The organism is Actinomadura sp. NBRC 104425 (assembly GCF_030269545.1).
Classification (GTDB): Bacteria; Actinomycetota; Actinomycetes; order Streptosporangiales; family Streptosporangiaceae; genus Spirillospora; species Spirillospora keratinilytica.
On record NZ_BSTN01000005.1, the window covers coordinates 246,473 to 263,718 of the forward strand.

Sequence of the window (17,246 nt, forward strand, 5' to 3'; positions counted from 1 at the left end):
GCGCAGGCGACGCGGAGCGTCCCGGCGTTCCCCGAGGGGCTACGTTCTCAGAAGTCGGCGGCCGGTGCCACCGGAAGGCGCTGTGTCGCCCCTCCCGGGTCGGCCGCCCCCGCCCGGCGCCGGGCGGGATGCCGGAAACCGGACTCGCGGGCCCGTGTCAGGCCGCTACGCCGGGCCGGGTGCGAAAGCCGAGCCGGTGCGCCTCCCGCGCGGTGTGCAGCCGGTCGACCTCATCGGTCCAGGGCCGCACGGCCGGCTTGGCCTTGGCCTCGCGGCGCGCGATCTCGGCGGCGCGGCGTGCCGCGGCGTCGGCGCCGTCGGAGACGTACACGCGGGGGCCCATGGCGACCCGCTCGGCGGCCTCGGCGGCCAGCAGCACCTCGGTGAGCGCCTTGTCGAACGCCACCGACAGCGCCCGCAGCTCCTCCGCGGGCCGCGCCTCGGCCTCGGCGGCGCGCAGCGCGCGCTCGGCCTCGGTGGCGGCCGCCAGCCGGTCGCGGTAGGCCGCGGCCAGCCGCTCGTCGGCGGCGTAGCGCTCGGCGACGTCCTTGCTCACCCGGCGACGCAAGGCCATGGCGGTCCCCCTCCTTCGTCCGCGGCCGCAACCGGCCGTGCTCGACTCTACCCGGCCGCGACCGGCCGTTCGTGGCACGTGATCGAGGTGTGATCGGCAGTTAGCGTACGCCCGTCCCCGGCGTGTCGCGACGGCGGACACCCCGCCCACGCCCTTTACGCAGTAAGGTAAGTGCTCACTATGGTCCGACAGCCGAGCATCAACGCCCAGAACCGCCCGCCGCTGACCATCGAGCGGATCATCGAGGCGGCGCTTGCGATCGTCGACGGACAGGGACTCGGCCGCCTCACCATGCGCCGCCTCGGCGACGCCCTGCAGGTGGAGGCCATGGCCATCTACCACCACCTGCCCCGCGGCAAGGAGCAGCTGCTGGACGGCCTGGTCGCGCACGTGGCGGTCGCGCCGGCCGCCCCCGCGGACGGCGCCGACTGGCGCGACGCGCTGCGCCGCTGGGCCGTCGCCTACCGCGAGCGGCTGCTGGAGCACGCGGGGGTGCTGCCGCTGCTGGTCACCCGGCGCAACCCCGCCGCCCTGGCCTCCACCGCCGCGTCGCTGCGCGAGCTGATGCACCGCGGCGGCGTGCCCGACGACGCCGCGGCCGTCGCCGCCCACACGCTGCTGGCGTTCGTCATCGGGCACGTCGCGCTGGAGGTGCGCGGCACCGGCGACGACGGCGCCACCACCGCGGCGGCCGCCGGACCCGACGGCCCGGTCGACTGGCAGGCCCGCTTCACCACCGCCCTCGACCAGATCATGGCCGCCGTCGCCCCCTGACCCGCGGCGCCGCACCGGCCCCGGCCGGCCGCTCTTGCCCCGGTCGGCCAGTCCTCGACGATCTAGTCCTCGACGATGAGGACCTCCAGGCTGCGGGGGCCCTGGCCGCCCTCGGCCCGCCGCGCCTCGGGGCCGCCCGCGACGGGCGGACCGCTGATCCAGGTCAGCGGACGCTCCGGCCGCAGCCGCGCCACCGCCTCGGGCACGGTGCCGACGATCTGGTCGGCGTGCACCACGCACAGGTGGTAGTCGGGCACCAGCGACAGCAGCCTGCGCCCCTGCGCGCGGCCCCCGTCCAGCACGATCGTGCCGGTCTGCGCGATCGCCACGGCGCAGCCGGTCACCACGCCGTCCAACCCCTGCAGGGTCTCCAGATCGGTCAGGCCGGTGTCGGCGACGGCGTGCACGCCGTCCAGCTCCGACAGCCACCCGAACGGCAGGTCCGCCGGGGCCGCGATGCGCCGCGCCGCCCGCGCCCACAGCGCGGCCGCCACCGACGTCGCCAGATCGTCGGCGCCGGCGTGCCGGACGGTCGCGCGGCGGGCGGCGACCCGCTCGGTGAACATCGCGACCACGTCGGCGCGGGTGGCGGCCTCGGCCGCGGTGAGGCGGCGCCGGTAGCCGCGCGGCACGTCCACGCCCGTGCCGCGCGCCTCGCCGAGCGCGTCGCGCACGCGCCGCAGGATCCGCTCGCGCGAACTCACCGCGCTCCCCCGCTCCGCGGGCGGGCCCGCCACCAGCCGCGGAAGCCGCCCGCCGGCGGGGCGGGCAGGTCGCGTGCCTCGGTCCACTTGCCCAGCAGGCCGGGCAGCCGCCGGATGCGGCCGCCGCGCGACAGCAGCCGCGCCCACCGCGCGCCCGACCGCAGCGCCGCCTCGTAGCGGCCCTGCTCCCCCATCGTCCAGGCGGCGCTGCGCATCATCACAAGCTCGGGCGTGGGCACCGGTCGGCGCCGCCGCGACTCCACCACCGCGCCCCGCAGGTGCACCAGCAGCCCCGGAATGTCGATCTTGACGGGGCACACGTCGGCGCAGGCCCCGCACAGCGTGGACGCGTACGGCAGGGACGCGTGCGCCGCGCTCTCCACGCCCTCGACCAGCGGCGTCACCACGGCGCCGATCGGCCCGCCGCCGCGCGGTCCGTAGGGCTCGTCGCCGGTGCGCTCGTAGACGGGGCACACGTGCGCGCACGCCGAGCAGCGCACGCAGCGCAGCGCGGCCCGTCCGGCCTCGTCGGCCAGCACGGCGGTGCGGCCGTTGTCCAGCAGCACCAGGTGCAGCTCGCGGGGCCCGTCGCCGGGTGTGACGCCGGTCCAGGTGGACACGGCGGGGCTCATCCTGTCCCCGGTGGCCGACCGCGGCAGCAGTTGCAGCAGCACCTCCAGGTCGCTCCAGGTGGGCACGACGGCGTCGATGCCCGCCACGCAGATCAGCGTGTCCGGCACGGTCACCGCCGCGCGGCCGTTGCCCTCGGACTCCAGCAGCACCAGCGTGCCGGTGTCGGCCACCATGAAGTCGGCGCCGCACACCGCCACCCGCGCCGACAGCAGCCGCCGCCGCAGGTGGTCGCGGGCCGCGGCGGCGAGCGCGGCCGGGTCGTCGGGCAGGTCGGGCGGCGCGTCCGGCAGCCGCGCCAGCAGCTCGCGCAGCCGCGCCCGGTCGCGGTGGAACGCCGGGGGCGCGGGGCGAGCGGCGGGCCGCCGGCCGCCGCCGAGCCGGGCGACCAGTTCGGCCAGGTCGGTGGGGTGGACGGTCACGCCCGCCTCGGCCAGGGCGTCGTGCAGGCCGATCTCGCGGGCGGCGGGCACGGCGGCCGTCACCACCTCGCCCTGCCCGGTCGCCCGCACCAGGCCGGTGACCAGGCGGGCGGCCTCGGCGGCGTCGGCGGCCCAGTGCACGGCGCCGCCCGCCTCGGTGACCGACTTCTCCAGCCGCTCCAGGTAGGCGTCGAGGTTGAGCAGCGTCTCGTCGCGGATGGCGCGTCCGGCCTCGCGCAGCTCCTGCCAGTCGCCCAGCTCGCCCGCGGCCGCCTCGCGCCGCCGCCGCAGCGCCGCGGCGTCGGCCCGCAGATCGCGGCGCAGCCCGGTGTCGGCCAGGGCGGTGCGCGCCGCCGCCGCGAACTTGGGCATGGGCAGCGGCACCGGCCCCGCGGAGGAGTCCCTCCCCCCGGCGGAGGAGCCGCCGGTCACGGCCGCCCCGCCGCGGCCGGAGCGCCGGTGGCGGCCAGGATCTCCGCCAGGTGCATGACGCGGACCCCGCCGCGCAGCCGCGACAGGGCGCCGCCGATGTGGGCCAGGCAGCCGTTGTCGGCGGCGCACAGCACGTCGGCGCAGGTGCCGCGCACGTGCCGCACCTTGTCGGCCACCATCGCCACCGACACGTCGGCGTTCTTCAGCGCGAAGGTCCCGCCGAATCCGCAGCACTCCTCGGCCGCGGGCAGCTCGACCAGCTCCAGGCCCCGCACGGCGCGCAGCAGCCGCAGCGGGCGGTCGCCCAGCCGCAGCGTCCGCAGGGAGTGGCAGGTCGGGTGGTAGGCGACGCGGTGGGGGAAGTAGGCGCCGACGTCGGTGACGCCCAGCACGTCCACCAGGAACTCCGACAGCTCGTGCACGGCCAGCCCGTCCGCGGCGCGTTCCAACTCGGCGTCGCCGACGGCGCGGGCGATGCGCGCGTAGGCGGCGCGCACGGTGGCGGCGCAGGACGCCGACGGGGTCACCACCGCATCGTGGCCGCCGAACACGTCGGCGAAGCGGCGGGCCAGGTCGGCGGCCTCCCGCTGGTAGCCGGTGGTCCAGTGCATCTGGCCGCAGCAGGTCTGGCCGGGCGGGAAGACGACCTCATGCCCCAGGCGTTCCAGCAGGACGGTCACGGCCCGGCCGGTGCCGGGGAACAGCGCGTCGTTGAAGCACGCGACGAACAGCGCGACGCGCATGTGCGGCCTCACCTCCCCCTGGCCCACACCCCCAGGGGCCATCGTAGGGGCCGCGGCGCTCCCGGTCTCGGCAAAGTCGCGGCGCGCCGGGTGGCCGGTGAGGGGCCGGACGGCGGCATCTGGCACAGTTGAGCGGGGCCCGTCACGGCCCGGCCCGTCCTCCGGTACCACTCCACAATCGTCCCTTCGGGCTATGGTCCGGTCAGGGCGAACCGTTCCACACTGGGTGACGTCAAACACATGCAAACCCACATCAGTTGTCGAGACCGGAGGCACGCAGATGTGCCCGCACCAGCCGCCTTGTCCCGCCGCCGACGGCCCTGACCGCGAGGCCGCCCGGACGATCGTCCACCACCCCGAGCAGGGGTGGAGCCTGCTGTGCAACGGCGTCGTCCTGTTCGAGGACACCGGCGAGCTGCTGCCCGACGGGGGTGTCATCGCACCGCACAGGCCGACGGACGCCCCGGCGCGCACCGCGCCGGCGCCGTCCGCCGTCTGACCGGTCGCCACGGGGGAACCGCTTCCCCACGGGGGACCAACACGGGGTGATCATCCTCGGGGCGGCGCCGCCGCACCGACGCCGACTCCATCCGGCCGCTTGCTGGCCCGCCGGTCCGGGCGGCCGGGGCGTGCTCAGTTCGCACGGCCGCCCGGCGCGGGGGCCCGCGCCGTCCAGCGGCGCAGCCACGGCTGTACGGCAGCGCCGACGGCCGCCGGGTTCCTGTTCAGGTCGTGCCGTTCGCCCGGCAGGACGACGACCTCGGTCGCGTCCGCCGGGTCCGGCACGCCGAACGGGTCGCGGTCGCCGTTGACGACCAGTACCTCCACACCGGCGGCGCGCAGCTCGTCGGCGCGCGACCTGTCCGGCCTGCCCGGCGGGGCGAGCGGGAACGCCAGCGCGACCACGCCGGCCGCGCCCGCCGCTCGCGCGGTTCGGCAGGCCACCCGGGCGCCGTTGCTGCGCCCGCCCTGTACCAGCGGCACGTCCCCGAACCTGCCGCGCAGCGCCCCGACCACTTCCAGCCAGGCGGCGTCCTGGCGGGCCGGCGAGCCGGGCGCGCGCCGTCCCGCCGCCCGGAACGGCTGCAGCACCCGCGCGACCGCCCCGCCCAGGCCCAGCGCGGCCTCCCGGACGGCCAGCAGGTCGGCGGCGTCCACCCCGCCGTTCGAGCCGTGCGTCAGCACCAGCAGGAACGCCGGGTCGCCGGGCTCGTCGAGGGCGACCTCCGCCGGCCCCTGCGCCGTGTCGATCCGCATGCGCCCACGGTAGCGGCCCGTCCGCCGGGGAAGGCTCACGGGCATGGCGAAGATGAGTGACAGCGAGTGGCGGGCGTTCGTCACCCAGGGCACCCGCACCGGCAAGGTGGCGGTGACCCGCGGCGACGGCACGCCCCACGTGACACCTGTCTGGTTCGTCCTGGACGGCGACGACCTGGTGTTCACCACCGGCTCCGAGTCCCTGAAGGCCCGCGCGCTGCGCCGCGACCCGCGCGTGTCGGTCTGCGTGGACGACGACAGGCCTCCGTACTCCTTCGTGCTCATGCAGGGCGAGGCGACGCTGTCGGAGGACCTGGCCGAGGTGCGCCGCTGGGCCACCGTGATCGGCGGCCGCTACATGGGCGAGGACCGGGCCGAGGAGTTCGGCGCCCGCAACGGCGTCCCGGGCGAGTCCCTCGTCCGCGTCCGTCTCACCACGGTCATCGCGCAACGTGACATAGCCGCCTGAGCCGACCGGCCCAGGAGAGACCACGGCACGAGGTATGCCCGGCCGCCGATCGGGCTGCGCGCCAGGGCGGATCGTCCGCTGACGTGCGCCCCTCTTCGACCGGCGGCCCGTCATCTCATTCGGCGGCTGCCGCTCCCTTCCCCGCCCTCGGGTGAGCGGCCGCCGGTATCCGTGGCGGTGAGGGCGGGGGCCAGGGGGTGTGCGGCCCCGTGCAGCAGAGGATCAGGCGGTGCCGACGCGTACGGCGGTGGCCGCCAGAGTGGCGTACTGCATCGTGAAGCCGCCGCCCAGAGCGTCGATGGCGCGGCCGACCGCGTCCAGGATCTCGGCCAGCTGGTCAGGACGAAGCCGGGTGAGGCCGCCGGTGGTGGGGAGCAGGTCCAGCCACTGGTCGCGCGTGTAGGACTGCTCCCAGTCGAACCGCCACTGCTCCGGCTCACCGAACCGCCCGGTCTCCCGTAGCGTGTCGGCGATTTTCGCGTACCCCGCTTGGTACATCTCCAGCGGACGTCGCGCCGGCTGCGTGCTGAACGGCGAGTCGGGCGCCACCCGGCGGAGGGCGTCCGCGAACGGCTCGGCCACCTCGATCGGCGGCTCGAACACGTGCCCGAAGACCGCCAGGCGTCCGTCCGGACGCAGCACCCGGGCCGCCTTCGCGGCGCCCTCGACCGGATCCACCCAGTGCCACGACTGGGCGGCGATCACCGCGTCGAACGTCCGGCCGGCCGGCTCCCAGGCTTCGAAGGCGGCCACCTCGACCTGCAGCCCGCGGGACCGCGCGAAGTCGGCCATCCGCGCGTCCGGCTCGACACCGAGCACGGTGCAGCCGGCGGCCTGGAACTGACGGGCCGCGATGCCGGTGCCGCAGCCGACGTCGAGCACGTCCGGCCCCGGGCTCCCGGCGACGATCCGCGCCACAAGGGCTTCGGGGTAGGCCGGCCGGGCGTGGTCGTAGCGCTGCGCGTCGATACCGAAGGACTCGGCCATCTGCCGGGCCTGGTGCAGTCGCACCGGCTCCGGGTGCTCTCGCGATGGAGTGGGCATGTGCCCACTCTAGTGGGCAACTGCCCATTTGCAATCGGACGCCGAGAGCCCCGCGCACGGTACGATCCGATGGGTGCCGACCGGAGTACACCTTCGCGACGCGCGGCGGCAGCTGTTCGAAGCCGCCGAACGCGTGCTGCTGCGGGATGGCCCGAACGGGCTGACCAGTCGGGCCGTCACCGACGAGGCGGGCTGCGCCAAAGGGGTCCTGCACCGGCACTTCACCGACTTCGACACCTTCCTCACCGAGCTCGTGCTCGACCGGGCCGCGCAACTCGAACGGCAGGCGCAGGCGCTGCGCGAGGCCGTCGGCACCGGCACCGTGGCCGACAACCTCACCGACGCGCTGACCACCCTGTTCGGGCCGGTGCCCGTGGCGATCATCCCGCTCATCACGTCCCGGGACGAGCTGCGCGCCCGGCTGCGGCAGGCCAGGCCCGGAGGCGGCATCGCGATCCTCGCCCAGATCACGGCCGCGGTCTCCACCTACCTGGCCGACGAGCGCGCGGCAGGCCGCATCTCGGCCGACGCCGACATCGACTCGCTCACCCTCTCCCTGGTCGGAGGCGGACATCTGCTGTTCGCCGACCGCGACGCCGACCCGCCGACCACGGCGGCCGTCAAAAAGCTGGTCACCACGGTGCTCGCCGACGTCGTGTAACGGCGACCAGCCCGCCCCGGCCGGCAGCCCGGAAACCGGTCAGAGCATGGCGCTGGACGGGTTCAGGGCCCCGCGCAGCACCTCACCGACCGACTGCCGCGACCTTGGTGGCGTCCGGCGTGACGTGCCCGATCCACCCAGCCGTATGTCGGCGCAAGCCGGACGAGCAAGCCCGGGTACCGGCAGGTCCTCTGCACGCGCGGTCTGCCCTTGTCGCATCCGGCTGTGCTTTCGGCTCTGCCGCCTGTTCGCCGGTGGGATGGAAGAGGTACCTGAAAGCCCGCTCGACCTGCCGCGCCGCGCATCACGCTCTACGGGCTTCCGCGTGAGCGGCCAGGCCGCATCGGCGATTCGGCTTTCCTTGCCTCTGCTCCGCAACAGCCGTTTCCTCCCCTGAAGGCCGGGTGTCCACGAAGCGTCATCGATGATCGCGGCGTAACGCCGCGCGGCGCCGCCCGCCCAGCCATACAGAGGTCAGGCCGCCGGGGCTGCCGCCGTGACCGCGGACTGTCCATGGAGGCCCCCTCTTCATGATCACGATGCGGCGGCGCGGCTTGCGAGGGACGACGTCGAACGCCGGATGCGCCACCCGACCTGGCGGAAGGCCGGCCTTGGCGATGTTCATGGGAGGTGCGTCGAGCACGCTCGGGGCGTCAGCGACGTGCTCATGACCCGTGTTCGCGCGGAGGGCCGATCCTCGCGATCTCAGGCATGGCGCGCCCTCCTCGAGCGGGTGAAGAGCGACCACGACCTCTGGTAAGGCGCGAGCCGTCAGGGGATCATCGCCACTCCGCCGAGCATGGTGAGCGGCAGTCGGGGCGTGCCGCTGGGCACGGGCCAGTCGGTGACATGGACCAGGCCGGGCTCCAGCAGCTCCAGGTTCCCGAACAAGCTGCGGATTCGGTCCCGGGGGCGCAGATAAAGGGGACTGGGGGCGTTGTCGTAGACCGAGCGGATCCGGGCTATGAGCTCTGGGCTGACGTCCTCGGTGGAGGCGCAGCTGATCGCAACCCGGCTGCCGCAGGCCAGCTGTCTGGCGTAGGCCGCCACCAGACCGGCCGGATCGTCCTCATCGGGCACGAAATGCAGGACCGCGATCGCCAGCAACGCCACGGGCTTGCTCAAGTCCAGCAGACCGCGTGCCCCTTCGAGGACCTTGGCGACGTCGCGTATGTCGGAGTGAACGTAAGTAACGCCCTCGTCCGGGTTGACCAGGGCGCGGGCGTGGGCGAGCACCATCGGATCGAAGTCGACGTACACCACACGAGCGTCCGGGACGTGACGCTGGGCGACCCGGTGGACGTTGTCCATGGTCGGCAGCCCGGAACCGAGATCGAGGAACTGTTCGATCCCCTGCTCGGCGAGGTGCTTGACGACCCGTGCCAGGAACCGGCGGTTCTCCACGGCGGAGTCGCGGGCGTGCGGCTCCAACTCAAGGACTCGCCCGGCGGCCTCCCGGTCGGCCGCGTAGTTGTCCTTGCCGCCGAGCACGTAGTCGTACACCCGGGCCGGTGAGGGATGCTCGGTGTCGATCTGCGCGGGAAGCCGTTGATCACGAGACATGGCGTGATCTTGGCATGCCCCGAAGGAGGGCCTCCCGAAGCTGACCGGAAGCGGACAATCAGTCATCTCGCCTGTCAGCGTGCGCGCCTGCGCCTTCTACCAGGGGCGGCAAGCGGACACCGCCACTATCTCGCCACCTGCCGGGCTGCTGGACCGCCCTCGACATCGACATGTCGGCCGAACTCGCCGACGCCCTACTGATCACCGTGGCGGGTATGGCGTTCATGCTCATCCCGCCGAGCACTCGGATTCCCGCTCAGCGTCGGCGCGGCCCTCGGCATGGTGGTGGCGGTGTTCCAGTGGGGCCGACTCACCGGCGTGACCGGGGTGAAGAAGCTCGGCATCGTCCGCGCGCCCATCTTCATGATCGGCGCGGTGTTCGGGCCGACTATGCACTACCAGGTGTTCCTGGTGAGCCGGATGGCGAGAAGTGCGTGCGCGGTGCCCTGCCGCGGGACGCCGTGAGCTCCGGCTTCCGGCACAGCGCCCGGGTCGTCACGACGGCCGGGACCACCATGATCAGCGTAGTCGGCGGGTTCGTGCCGGCCGGGTTCAGCATGGTGCAGGCGCTCGGCCGCGCGCCGCCGGCGGCCGTGCTCTTCGACGCGTTCACACGACGGCTATGGAGGAAGGGCCGGGCTCAGGCGACCGGGAAGACGACCTCGGCCTGTGCCACGGAGGGCCATTCCATGAGAATTCCGAGGGCGTGCCGATGCGCGACGGTGATGAACCGCTCGGCGTTCGCGCGGCTCTCCTCCGGATCCGCGTTCAAGAAAGAGAAGAACAGGTCGCCATGAGCGCCGAAGAGCGCGTCCAGTGCCGCCGAATCCTGGAAGAGCAGCCTGAACACCCGGCAGAGTTCCCCTGACAGGCGCGTGTACATCTCGGCCAGCCTGCGGTTGCCGGTGGCCTCCGCCAGTCTCACCCACATGCTGTCCGCGAGTTCGACCAGAGCGGAGTGGTCGTTCTCCGCACGCGCCCGGCCGATCTTCTCGGCGTACATCCTCTGTACCTGCTCCCGCTCGTCGACCGACGCGGTCTTGACCGTGAGCTCGGCGATGGCCGGGCCGAGAATCCGCCAGATCTGGAAGAGCTCATTGACCGACTGGATGGTGAGCGGTGTGACCTGGTACCCGCGGCGCGGGAGGGTCCGGACGAGGCCCTCGGAGTCGAGGCGGACCAGCGCCTGCCTGATCGGAGTGAGCCCCAGGTCGAGTTCGGCCGCGAGCTGCCTCTCGGTGACGCGCTGCCCGGGGGCCAGCCGGCAGTTGACGATGCGTTCCCGCAGCGTCAGGTAGGCTTCATCGGCCCGGGAGCGCGGTTGGTCGCCGTCGGGTGCCACGTGTCCAGACTCCAAGTGCATGTGCCCTACCGCCAATGATGATAGTCCACGCAGGCCGTTCTGATATTTCAGGGTGGCCTGACTGTGGCGTGACACTGCTCACGACCACCCTCGGTATGCGCGACGGCACGTGTCACGGCAAGAGCGACCGACGTCTGATTATTTCGCACATCACGCTGCTTGCCCCGATGCAGCCGGTCAAGAAGAAGCACCTCTTTTCCGCCTATGAAATTCCAGTGCTTACATGCGACTGCCCGCCGTCAACTCCTCGGTGGGCATCGCGTCCATGGCATCCGCGGCCCGGGCGCGTGTTCTGACCTCGGCGGTCATTCGCTGAAGGTCGATCTTCTCCGGAATCTGGATGGAGCGCCTGCCGTCCCGGACACCCAGGAGAGCATCTGATTGATGTGGCGGGCGAGCGAGATGAGCTCGACGAGCAGAGCCGGCGAAGCGGGGACGACGGAGTCGGCGATCCCCGCGACCATGACGGACCCGCTCGTCCCACCGCTGGAGATCACCGGGGGCACGACCGCGCCGACCAGGAACTGCAGCATGCCGACCAGCGCCGAGGCACTGCCCGCACGGCCGGCATGGCCGTCCATGGCCAGCGCGGTCGCGTTGGGCATGATGACGCCCATGCTGGACGCGACGAAAAGCAACCCGGGCAAAATACCCGGCGGCCCCCATCCCGCCAGAACGGCCAGTGCCGCGACCCCGGCGCCGCCCGCAAGGGCCACAGCGATACCGCAGTGGAGCATGCGGTGCGGGCGGGTCCACCGGAGGCCGACGTTGTTCAGTGCTCGCGAGGATGGTGCTGAGCGAATTGACCGCGAAGACCGTCGAGAACCACTGCGCGCTCAGCCCGAACTCGTCCTGGAGGATGAACGGGCCGAGCGCGATGTAGACGAACAGGGCACAGCCGCCCAACCCCAGCACCAGGGCGTAGCGAAACGCCGGTCGCGGGCGAGCACCGCGACCGGCGCCGCTGCCTCGCGCATTCCTCCGGAGCGCCGCTCCCCCGGCGGCAGCGTTTCCGGCAGCCTGAGGGCAGCGAGCAGGAGCAGCGCGCCGATGACGGCGAGAAAACGATGAACATCCCCCGCCAGTCGGTGAGGCGGGCGAGTCGCCCCCCGGCGAGAGGTGCCAGGACGGGCACCACCCCGCTGATCACCACCAGCGGCGAGAACACGCGGACGGCCGTGTCGCCCTGGAACAGGTCGCGGACCATGGCCCGCGCGACGACGACGCCGACGGCCCCTGGCCGCCCCCTGCACCAGACGCAGGACGATCAGCAGCCAGATGTCCGGAGCCCACGCGCACAGCAGCGAGACGACCACGCAGGCCGCGATGCCGACGAGCTGGCGGACGGCGCCGGCCGACCTGGTCGCTCAGCGGGCCCCGCGAACAACTGGCCGACCGCCGGCCCGGCCATGCACAGCGGGCAGGTGCAGGTCCATGGACAGCGGCCCGGACGCCGACAAGGCGCCGAGCGTGGCCACCAGTTCCACGCGCCGACGTCTCGGCGGCGTCCGGATGTCAGATGTCATCGGTCACCGTTCGACGTGGACGCGCACCGACGTCCCGTCGTCGCTGAGCCACCGCTTGCCGCGGGCGTACTCGACCATGGCGTCCCACCCCGCCGCCCAGCCGGGATCCGCGGCCGCCTCGGCGACCATGGCGCGCAGCCCGGCCAGGTCGATCAGGGCGTGGTCGTCCCCGACCAGGCTGCCGAGGCGCGCGCGCCGCAGTGCCCGGTCGGCCTCGCGGGCGGTGATGCCGCGCAGGTCCAGATGCAGGCGGGCGAAATCGCCGGGTTCCCGCAAGGAAACCTCTCCCGCGGGGCTGACGCTGAGGTACACGGCTCTCCCTTCGGGCTTCAGCGGAAGGCGGCAATGACTTCCTCGCCGAACAGGCGCACGGTGTGCAACCCGAGCTCGACCGGCAGATGGTCGCAGGAGAAGACCAGGTCGGCGATGCCGACCCCCGCTTCGCGCAGCGCGTTCAGCTGCTCGATGACGGTGTCGGGAGCGCCCAGGATGGCGGGCAGGGTCGGGCCGGTGCCGGGAAGCGGGGCGGCGCCGAAGCCCGCGTCGATGACCTCGGCCATGATGGTGCCGTAGGTGGGCTGCTGGCGCGGGGGCGGGGCGAGGATGCCGTTGGGGGCGCCGAACCCGTACTTCTCGCAGTTGGCTCGGGCCTTGTCGTCGGTCTCGGCCACATGGGCGAAACCTCGCCAGAGCACGTCCTCGGGGCCCGGCTCCCAGCCGTGGCGCTCGGCGGCCTCGCGGTAGGCGGCGACCATCCGCGGGACGGCCTCGACCGGGGCGAACGAGATACCGATCTTCAACCGGTGCTTGGCGGCGAATTCCGCGGATGCGGTGCTGTTGCCCGAGACCAGCACGGGCGGGCGGGGACGCTGGACGGGCTGCGGCCAGATCGACACGAGGCGGTGCCGGTAGTGGATGCCTTCCCAGGCGAACGGCTCGGGCTCGGTCCAGGCGGACAGGATGAGCTCGACGCCCTCTTCGAAGGACGCCTTCGACTCGCCGGGGTTGTGGCCGTAGGTGACGTATTCGTTGGGCGTGCCGCGGAACAGCCCGACCAGGAGGTTCCCGCCGCAGAAGGTGTCGAGCATCGCCAGTTCCTCGGCGATCCGCACGGGGTTGTGCAGCGGCAGGTCGACGCCGAGGATGGCGATCTTGGCGTTCTTGAGCCGCTGGCTGATCAGCGCGGCGGCCAGGGTGGGGCTGGGACACAGCTGGCGGGCGGCGTAGTGGTGCTCGGCCACCGAGATGTAGTCGAAGCCGCCGTCGTCGGCCGCGTCGATGATGTCCATGTTGTGCCGGACACTCGACAGGCCGTGTTCCGGGTCGAAGAGCTTGGGCGCCTGCGGCCAGCCGGTGGGCATCTCGGGCGCGAAGTACGGCAGCGGCTGGAAGAGGGAGAACTGCATCGTCGGGCTCCTGGTCAGCGGTTGATCACGGTGGAGGCGCGCGGCACGTAGAACCGCTCCTGGCGCTCGGCGAACTCGCCCACGAGGTCGGCGAACGCCTCGGGACGGTCGCCGGCGATGTCGTGCGCGGCGTCGTACACCTTGACGAAGGTGCACGGGGCGATGAGCTCCTTGAACGTGCGGCCCGGTGCGACCCCGAAGAGCCCGTCGCGGGTGCCGTACATGACCAGGGTGGGCACCGTCAGTCCGCGCAGCGCTTCGGCGAGGGCGTCGTCATGGGCGGATCCCACCAGGCGTTCGACCAGGGGCCACACCCGGGCCTGCGCCTCCGGGTCGGGCGGAGTGATCTGCTTGCGTTCGGGATGGGCGTGGAAGGCGGCCATCATCTGCTCGGGCGTCATCTCCGCGGGGGTGGCCGCGCCGCGGAACGCCGCGGGCGCCTCGAGGATGAGGCTGGTGAGGCGCTCGGGGTACTGGACGGCGAGCCAGCAGGCGACCACCCCTCCCATCGAGGTGCCCTGGAGGGCGTAGCGCTCGACACCGATGGCCTCGACGGCCGCTGCCAGGGTGGCGGCCATCTCCCGGCCGTCCTTGGTCCGGTCGTTCACCCCACCGTGGAAGCCGGGGCACTCCAACGCGATGACCCGGAACCTCCGGGCGAGCAGCAGATGCGCCTGGCTTATGATCAGCCCTCCGGCACCGTGCACCATGACCAGCGGAAGGCCCGCTCCGGCCTCCAGATAGCGGACGGAGAAGCCGTCGACCTCGACCCGGTGCTCCGCGAACCGCATTTCCTGCATGGACGACTCCTTCACAGTGCGGCATGGGTGCCGAACAGGCGCTTGTGGTAGGTCAGTGGCGAGATCTCGCGGTGATCGGCGGAGACGACGGTGCCCATCGCCACGATGTGATCGCCGCCCTGGACCAACTGGTCGACCGTGCAGGCGAGCCAGACGGCCGCCCCGTCCAACCGGGGCAGCCCGTGATCGGTCGACCAGCGCGCCCCGGAGAACTTGTCCGGCCCCTTGCGGGCGAAGGTCATGGCGAGGTCGCTCTGCTCGGCGCTGAGCACGTTGAGCCCGAACCGCTGGGTGCGCTGGACGATGCGCAGAAGGTCGGACGCCAGATCGAGGGCCACCAGCACCATCGGCGGTGTGAGCGACAGCGAGGCGAACGCGCTGACCGTGGTGCCGTGGGGCCGCTCGCCGTCGAAAGCGGTCACGACCGAGACCGGCGTGCACACCGAGGCCATGGCCGACCGGAAGCGGTCGGCGGTCAGGGGCGGGGATTCGGCCGAAGGGTCGGTGGTGAGCACGTTACGGGCTCCTTCCACTGAGGTTTCATCTAAGTAAGGTGCACCGCATCAACGGTGAATCTGAAACCTTCAGTTTGTCAAGCTGAAATTTCAGAACAGGGCGCCCTGCCGCACCTCCCGCCTCTTCTCCGCAGGACGGCAGGCACCGCTTCGCGCGCCGCCGCCCGGAGTCAGGCGAACCGTCCCTCCAACGGGAGGCCATGGCCGCTCGCAGTCATGTCACGCACGTACGGCCGGCTCGATGACGGCGGACGCGAGATGCCGGGCGGAGTCATCTACTGGTCGCGGTCCGGCGACCTCAGGAGCCTCCTCATCTCCGAGGCGGGCGGCGCCCAGCGGGCGGCAGCGGCCTGATGACGCGACCGGCGACGACCCACTCTCGGTGCTCCGCTCGCCAGGCCCCGGCGACGGGTCGGACAGGAGCTCTTGTGCCGCCGGGCATGCGCCGCAACGACCACGGGAAGAGACGTGCCAGTCCCCCACTTGACACATTTCACGTTGCTGATACAGAGTGTCGGTCCACGCAGTCTGAAATTTCAGATCGCCTCCGACACCGACCCTTCGCGGTGTCACACCTCGCATGGGCGCGGGAACGGATGAAGGCATCATGGACCACGCACTGGCGGGTCGGCGTGCCAGAGATCGCAGCCGGTCCACCGCCGGACCCTTGGCGGCTCTGCGGCTCGCCGGCCTCGGCGTGGACGGCGTCCGCGGCGACCGGCCCCGCCGGGCGCCTGTGCGCGTCCCGCGCGCCTGCGCCACCGCCCGGGCCGTCGGACGCGGACGCCGCGACCGCGTCAGAGCCCCTGTGCTCTGCGGAGGCGGTGCCCGACCTGGGCCGCAGGAGCGTCATACCGCCCGCGTCGTCATCGGACGCCGACTTCGTCAGCAGTTTCCTACCGCTGAAAGAGAACACGTGATGGAGCCCCCGACCCCGGATTCGTTGAACGGAGAGGCCCTCGACGCGCTCTGCGAGCGTGTGCGGAAGGAAGTGGAGGAGGGACCGCTGGAGGCCGCGTCGTTCGCGGTCGGCCTCGACGGGGAGGTCGTGTTCGCCCGTGCCTACGGCAAGGCGGCACCGGACACGCCGATCGTGGTGATGTCCCCCTCGAAGACGGTGCAGGACGCCGCTCTGTGGCTCCTCATGAGCGAAGGCGCGGTCAGGCCCGAGGACCCGGTCGCCCGGTACGTCCCCGGCTTCGCCGAGAACGGCAAGGAAGCGGTGACGATCGAACACGTCATGACGCACACGGGCGGATTCCCCGACGCGCCACTGGACTGGCCGGACTGGGCGGACCGCGACAAGAGGCTGCGGGCCTTCTCCGCCTGGACGCTCTCCTCCGCACCCGGTAGCCGGTACACCTACCATCCCGCTTCCGGAAGTTGGGTCCTGGCCGAAATCATCACCCAGGTCTCGGGCATGGACCATCGTGAGTTCCTCCGGGAGCGCGTCCTGAAGCCCTTGGGCGTCGACGGCATCCGCGGCGTCTCCCTCGGGGAGCCGGTGGCCGATCAGGTCAAGGTGCTGGAGCATGTGTACGTGCTGCCGGCCGACACGCTGGCCGCGCTCCCTCCGCTCTTCAACAACCGCGACGGAACCGTGCGGACTCCGGGCGGACTGGGTGAGCCCGAAGGCCGGGCCGCCGGGTTCCCCGGCGCCGGATGCGTCGGCACACCCAGCGGTCTCGCCCGCCTGTACCAGGCGTACCTGCACAACCCCGGAGGGCTCTGGGACCCGGCCGTCCTCGCCGACGCCACCGGACGCATCAGAGTGGACATGCCCGGTCCCCGCGGTGGCCGCGTCACCCGGACATTGAGCATGTACATCGCCGGGGATCCTGCCGACCGACCCGGCGGCGAACTCGCCTTTTTCGGTCCGGCCGTCTCCCCCAGGACGTTCGGGCACGACGGCCAGGGCGGCAATTTCGTATGGGCCGACCCCGATTCCGGCCTGTCGTTCGCCTTCCTCACCAACACCGTGACCTTCATGCCCTGGGAATCGAACGGTCGCGCTTCGGAGCTGTCCACGATCGCCGCAGGTCTCCGAAGCTGATGTGCCCGTCGCGGTCTCGCAGCCTCAGCCCGGAACGCCGTCCGGTCCACGGCGCGACCGGGATACGGTCGCCGGGCCGAATGCGGCATGGGCATGGTGCAAAGCGCGCATCTGCGGGACACCCGGCATGGCACCGACAATCGCCGCCATTACCCATCCGGGTCCGTGCCCCGGCCCCCTGTCTTCTGAGTTCTCGGCGCCACCCGCTGCCGGATGCGACCGTCGCCGGCCGGGGCCGCCCCCAACGGGGCCATGGTTCCACAACATGTGACAGGAAAGTCCGGCTTTTTGCTTTGAGAATCAGTTCATC

Annotated in this window: 20 protein-coding genes; 7 read left to right on the forward strand and 13 right to left on the reverse strand. The window is 72.5% G+C overall.

The window, feature by feature from the left end:
* Window positions 1-157: 157 nt before the first annotated feature.
* Window positions 158-574 carry a plectin gene (locus tag QSK22_RS10865; protein ID WP_285493945.1) on the reverse strand — a complete coding sequence of 139 codons (417 nt, stop codon included), beginning with the start codon at window positions 572-574 and terminating at the stop codon, window positions 158-160.
* Window positions 575-754: 180 nt separating this feature from the next.
* Between QSK22_RS10865 and QSK22_RS10870 the strand changes: the two genes are divergently transcribed.
* Entirely contained in the window at window positions 755-1,348 is a 594-nt protein-coding gene (locus tag QSK22_RS10870; protein WP_285493946.1) for a TetR/AcrR family transcriptional regulator, read from the forward strand.
* A gap of 62 nt (window positions 1,349-1,410) precedes the next feature.
* On the opposite strand, the gene QSK22_RS10875 is transcribed toward QSK22_RS10870, so the two are convergent.
* The 3 genes from QSK22_RS10875 to QSK22_RS10885 are packed head-to-tail and all read right to left on the reverse strand — an operon-like array spanning window position 1,411 to window position 4,279.
* Window positions 1,411-2,052 carry a LutC/YkgG family protein gene (locus QSK22_RS10875; protein WP_285493947.1) on the reverse strand — a complete coding sequence of 214 codons (642 nt, stop codon included), beginning with the start codon at window positions 2,050-2,052 and terminating at the stop codon, window positions 1,411-1,413.
* Window positions 2,049-3,476 (reverse strand): LUD domain-containing protein, encoded by a 1,428-nt coding sequence (locus QSK22_RS10880; protein ID WP_285493948.1) that lies wholly within the window; start codon window positions 3,474-3,476, stop codon window positions 2,049-2,051. Before QSK22_RS10880 ends, QSK22_RS10875 begins: the two co-directional genes overlap by 4 nt.
* Before the next feature lie 56 nt (window positions 3,477-3,532).
* Window positions 3,533-4,279 carry a (Fe-S)-binding protein gene (locus QSK22_RS10885; protein WP_285493949.1) on the reverse strand — a complete coding sequence of 249 codons (747 nt, stop codon included), beginning with the start codon at window positions 4,277-4,279 and terminating at the stop codon, window positions 3,533-3,535.
* Between the two features lie 280 nt (window positions 4,280-4,559).
* On the opposite strand from QSK22_RS10885, the gene QSK22_RS10890 reads away from it, so the two are divergent.
* Entirely contained in the window at window positions 4,560-4,778 is a 219-nt protein-coding gene (locus QSK22_RS10890) for a DUF5999 family protein (RefSeq protein WP_285493950.1), read from the forward strand.
* A 134-nt stretch (window positions 4,779-4,912) separates the two neighbouring features.
* Here the strand turns inward: QSK22_RS10890 and QSK22_RS10895 are convergent, their stop codons facing one another.
* Window positions 4,913-5,536, reverse strand: coding sequence for an alpha/beta hydrolase family protein (locus tag QSK22_RS10895; RefSeq protein ID WP_285493951.1), 624 nt, complete (start codon window positions 5,534-5,536; stop codon window positions 4,913-4,915).
* Between the two features lie 43 nt (window positions 5,537-5,579).
* Here QSK22_RS10895 and QSK22_RS10900 point away from each other — a divergent pair, with 43 nt between their 5' ends.
* The gene (locus QSK22_RS10900) at window positions 5,580-6,005 is read left to right on the forward strand and encodes a PPOX class F420-dependent oxidoreductase (RefSeq protein WP_285493952.1); all 426 of its coding nucleotides are present in this window, start codon (window positions 5,580-5,582) and stop codon (window positions 6,003-6,005) included.
* 222 nt (window positions 6,006-6,227) lie between these two features.
* Here the strand turns inward: QSK22_RS10900 and QSK22_RS10905 are convergent, their stop codons facing one another.
* Window positions 6,228-7,049 (reverse strand): class I SAM-dependent methyltransferase, encoded by an 822-nt coding sequence (locus QSK22_RS10905; RefSeq protein WP_285493953.1) that lies wholly within the window; start codon window positions 7,047-7,049, stop codon window positions 6,228-6,230.
* 73 nt (window positions 7,050-7,122) lie between these two features.
* On the opposite strand from QSK22_RS10905, the gene QSK22_RS10910 reads away from it, so the two are divergent.
* Complete coding sequence (locus QSK22_RS10910; RefSeq protein WP_285493954.1) at window positions 7,123-7,710, forward strand: TetR/AcrR family transcriptional regulator; 588 nt, start codon at window positions 7,123-7,125, stop codon at window positions 7,708-7,710.
* Between the two features lie 771 nt (window positions 7,711-8,481).
* Here QSK22_RS10910 and QSK22_RS10915 read toward each other — a convergent pair.
* Window positions 8,482-9,273, reverse strand: a complete 792-nt coding sequence (locus QSK22_RS10915) for an SAM-dependent methyltransferase (RefSeq protein WP_285493955.1) — start codon at window positions 9,271-9,273, stop codon at window positions 8,482-8,484.
* 279 nt (window positions 9,274-9,552) lie between these two features.
* Here QSK22_RS10915 and QSK22_RS10920 point away from each other — a divergent pair, with 279 nt between their 5' ends.
* On the forward strand, window positions 9,553-9,738 hold the full coding sequence (locus QSK22_RS10920) for a hypothetical protein (RefSeq protein ID WP_285493956.1): 186 nt from the start codon (window positions 9,553-9,555) through the stop codon (window positions 9,736-9,738).
* Between the two features lie 175 nt (window positions 9,739-9,913).
* Here the strand turns inward: QSK22_RS10920 and QSK22_RS10925 are convergent, their stop codons facing one another.
* The 6 genes from QSK22_RS10925 to QSK22_RS10950 form a co-directional block, all read right to left on the reverse strand.
* The gene (locus tag QSK22_RS10925; RefSeq protein ID WP_285493957.1) at window positions 9,914-10,615 is read right to left on the reverse strand and encodes a GntR family transcriptional regulator; all 702 of its coding nucleotides are present in this window, start codon (window positions 10,613-10,615) and stop codon (window positions 9,914-9,916) included.
* 326 nt (window positions 10,616-10,941) lie between these two features.
* Window positions 10,942-11,352, reverse strand: a complete 411-nt coding sequence (locus QSK22_RS10930; RefSeq protein ID WP_285493958.1) for a hypothetical protein — start codon at window positions 11,350-11,352, stop codon at window positions 10,942-10,944.
* An 813-nt stretch (window positions 11,353-12,165) separates the two neighbouring features.
* The gene (locus QSK22_RS10935; RefSeq protein ID WP_285493959.1) at window positions 12,166-12,438 is read right to left on the reverse strand and encodes a hypothetical protein; all 273 of its coding nucleotides are present in this window, start codon (window positions 12,436-12,438) and stop codon (window positions 12,166-12,168) included.
* Between the two features lie 53 nt (window positions 12,439-12,491).
* Window positions 12,492-13,568, reverse strand: coding sequence for an LLM class flavin-dependent oxidoreductase (locus tag QSK22_RS10940; protein ID WP_285493960.1), 1,077 nt, complete (start codon window positions 13,566-13,568; stop codon window positions 12,492-12,494).
* A gap of 14 nt (window positions 13,569-13,582) precedes the next feature.
* Window positions 13,583-14,368, reverse strand: a complete 786-nt coding sequence (locus tag QSK22_RS10945) for an alpha/beta fold hydrolase (protein ID WP_285493961.1) — start codon at window positions 14,366-14,368, stop codon at window positions 13,583-13,585.
* An 11-nt stretch (window positions 14,369-14,379) separates the two neighbouring features.
* Window positions 14,380-14,883, reverse strand: coding sequence for a flavin reductase family protein (locus QSK22_RS10950; protein WP_285493962.1), 504 nt, complete (start codon window positions 14,881-14,883; stop codon window positions 14,380-14,382).
* 216 nt (window positions 14,884-15,099) lie between these two features.
* Between QSK22_RS10950 and QSK22_RS10955 the strand changes: the two genes are divergently transcribed.
* Window positions 15,100-15,237, forward strand: coding sequence for a hypothetical protein (locus QSK22_RS10955; RefSeq protein ID WP_285493963.1), 138 nt, complete (start codon window positions 15,100-15,102; stop codon window positions 15,235-15,237).
* Window positions 15,238-15,802: 565 nt separating this feature from the next.
* Window positions 15,803-16,936, forward strand: a complete 1,134-nt coding sequence (locus tag QSK22_RS10960; protein WP_285493964.1) for a serine hydrolase domain-containing protein — start codon at window positions 15,803-15,805, stop codon at window positions 16,934-16,936.
* Window positions 16,937-17,246 lie beyond the last annotated feature (310 nt).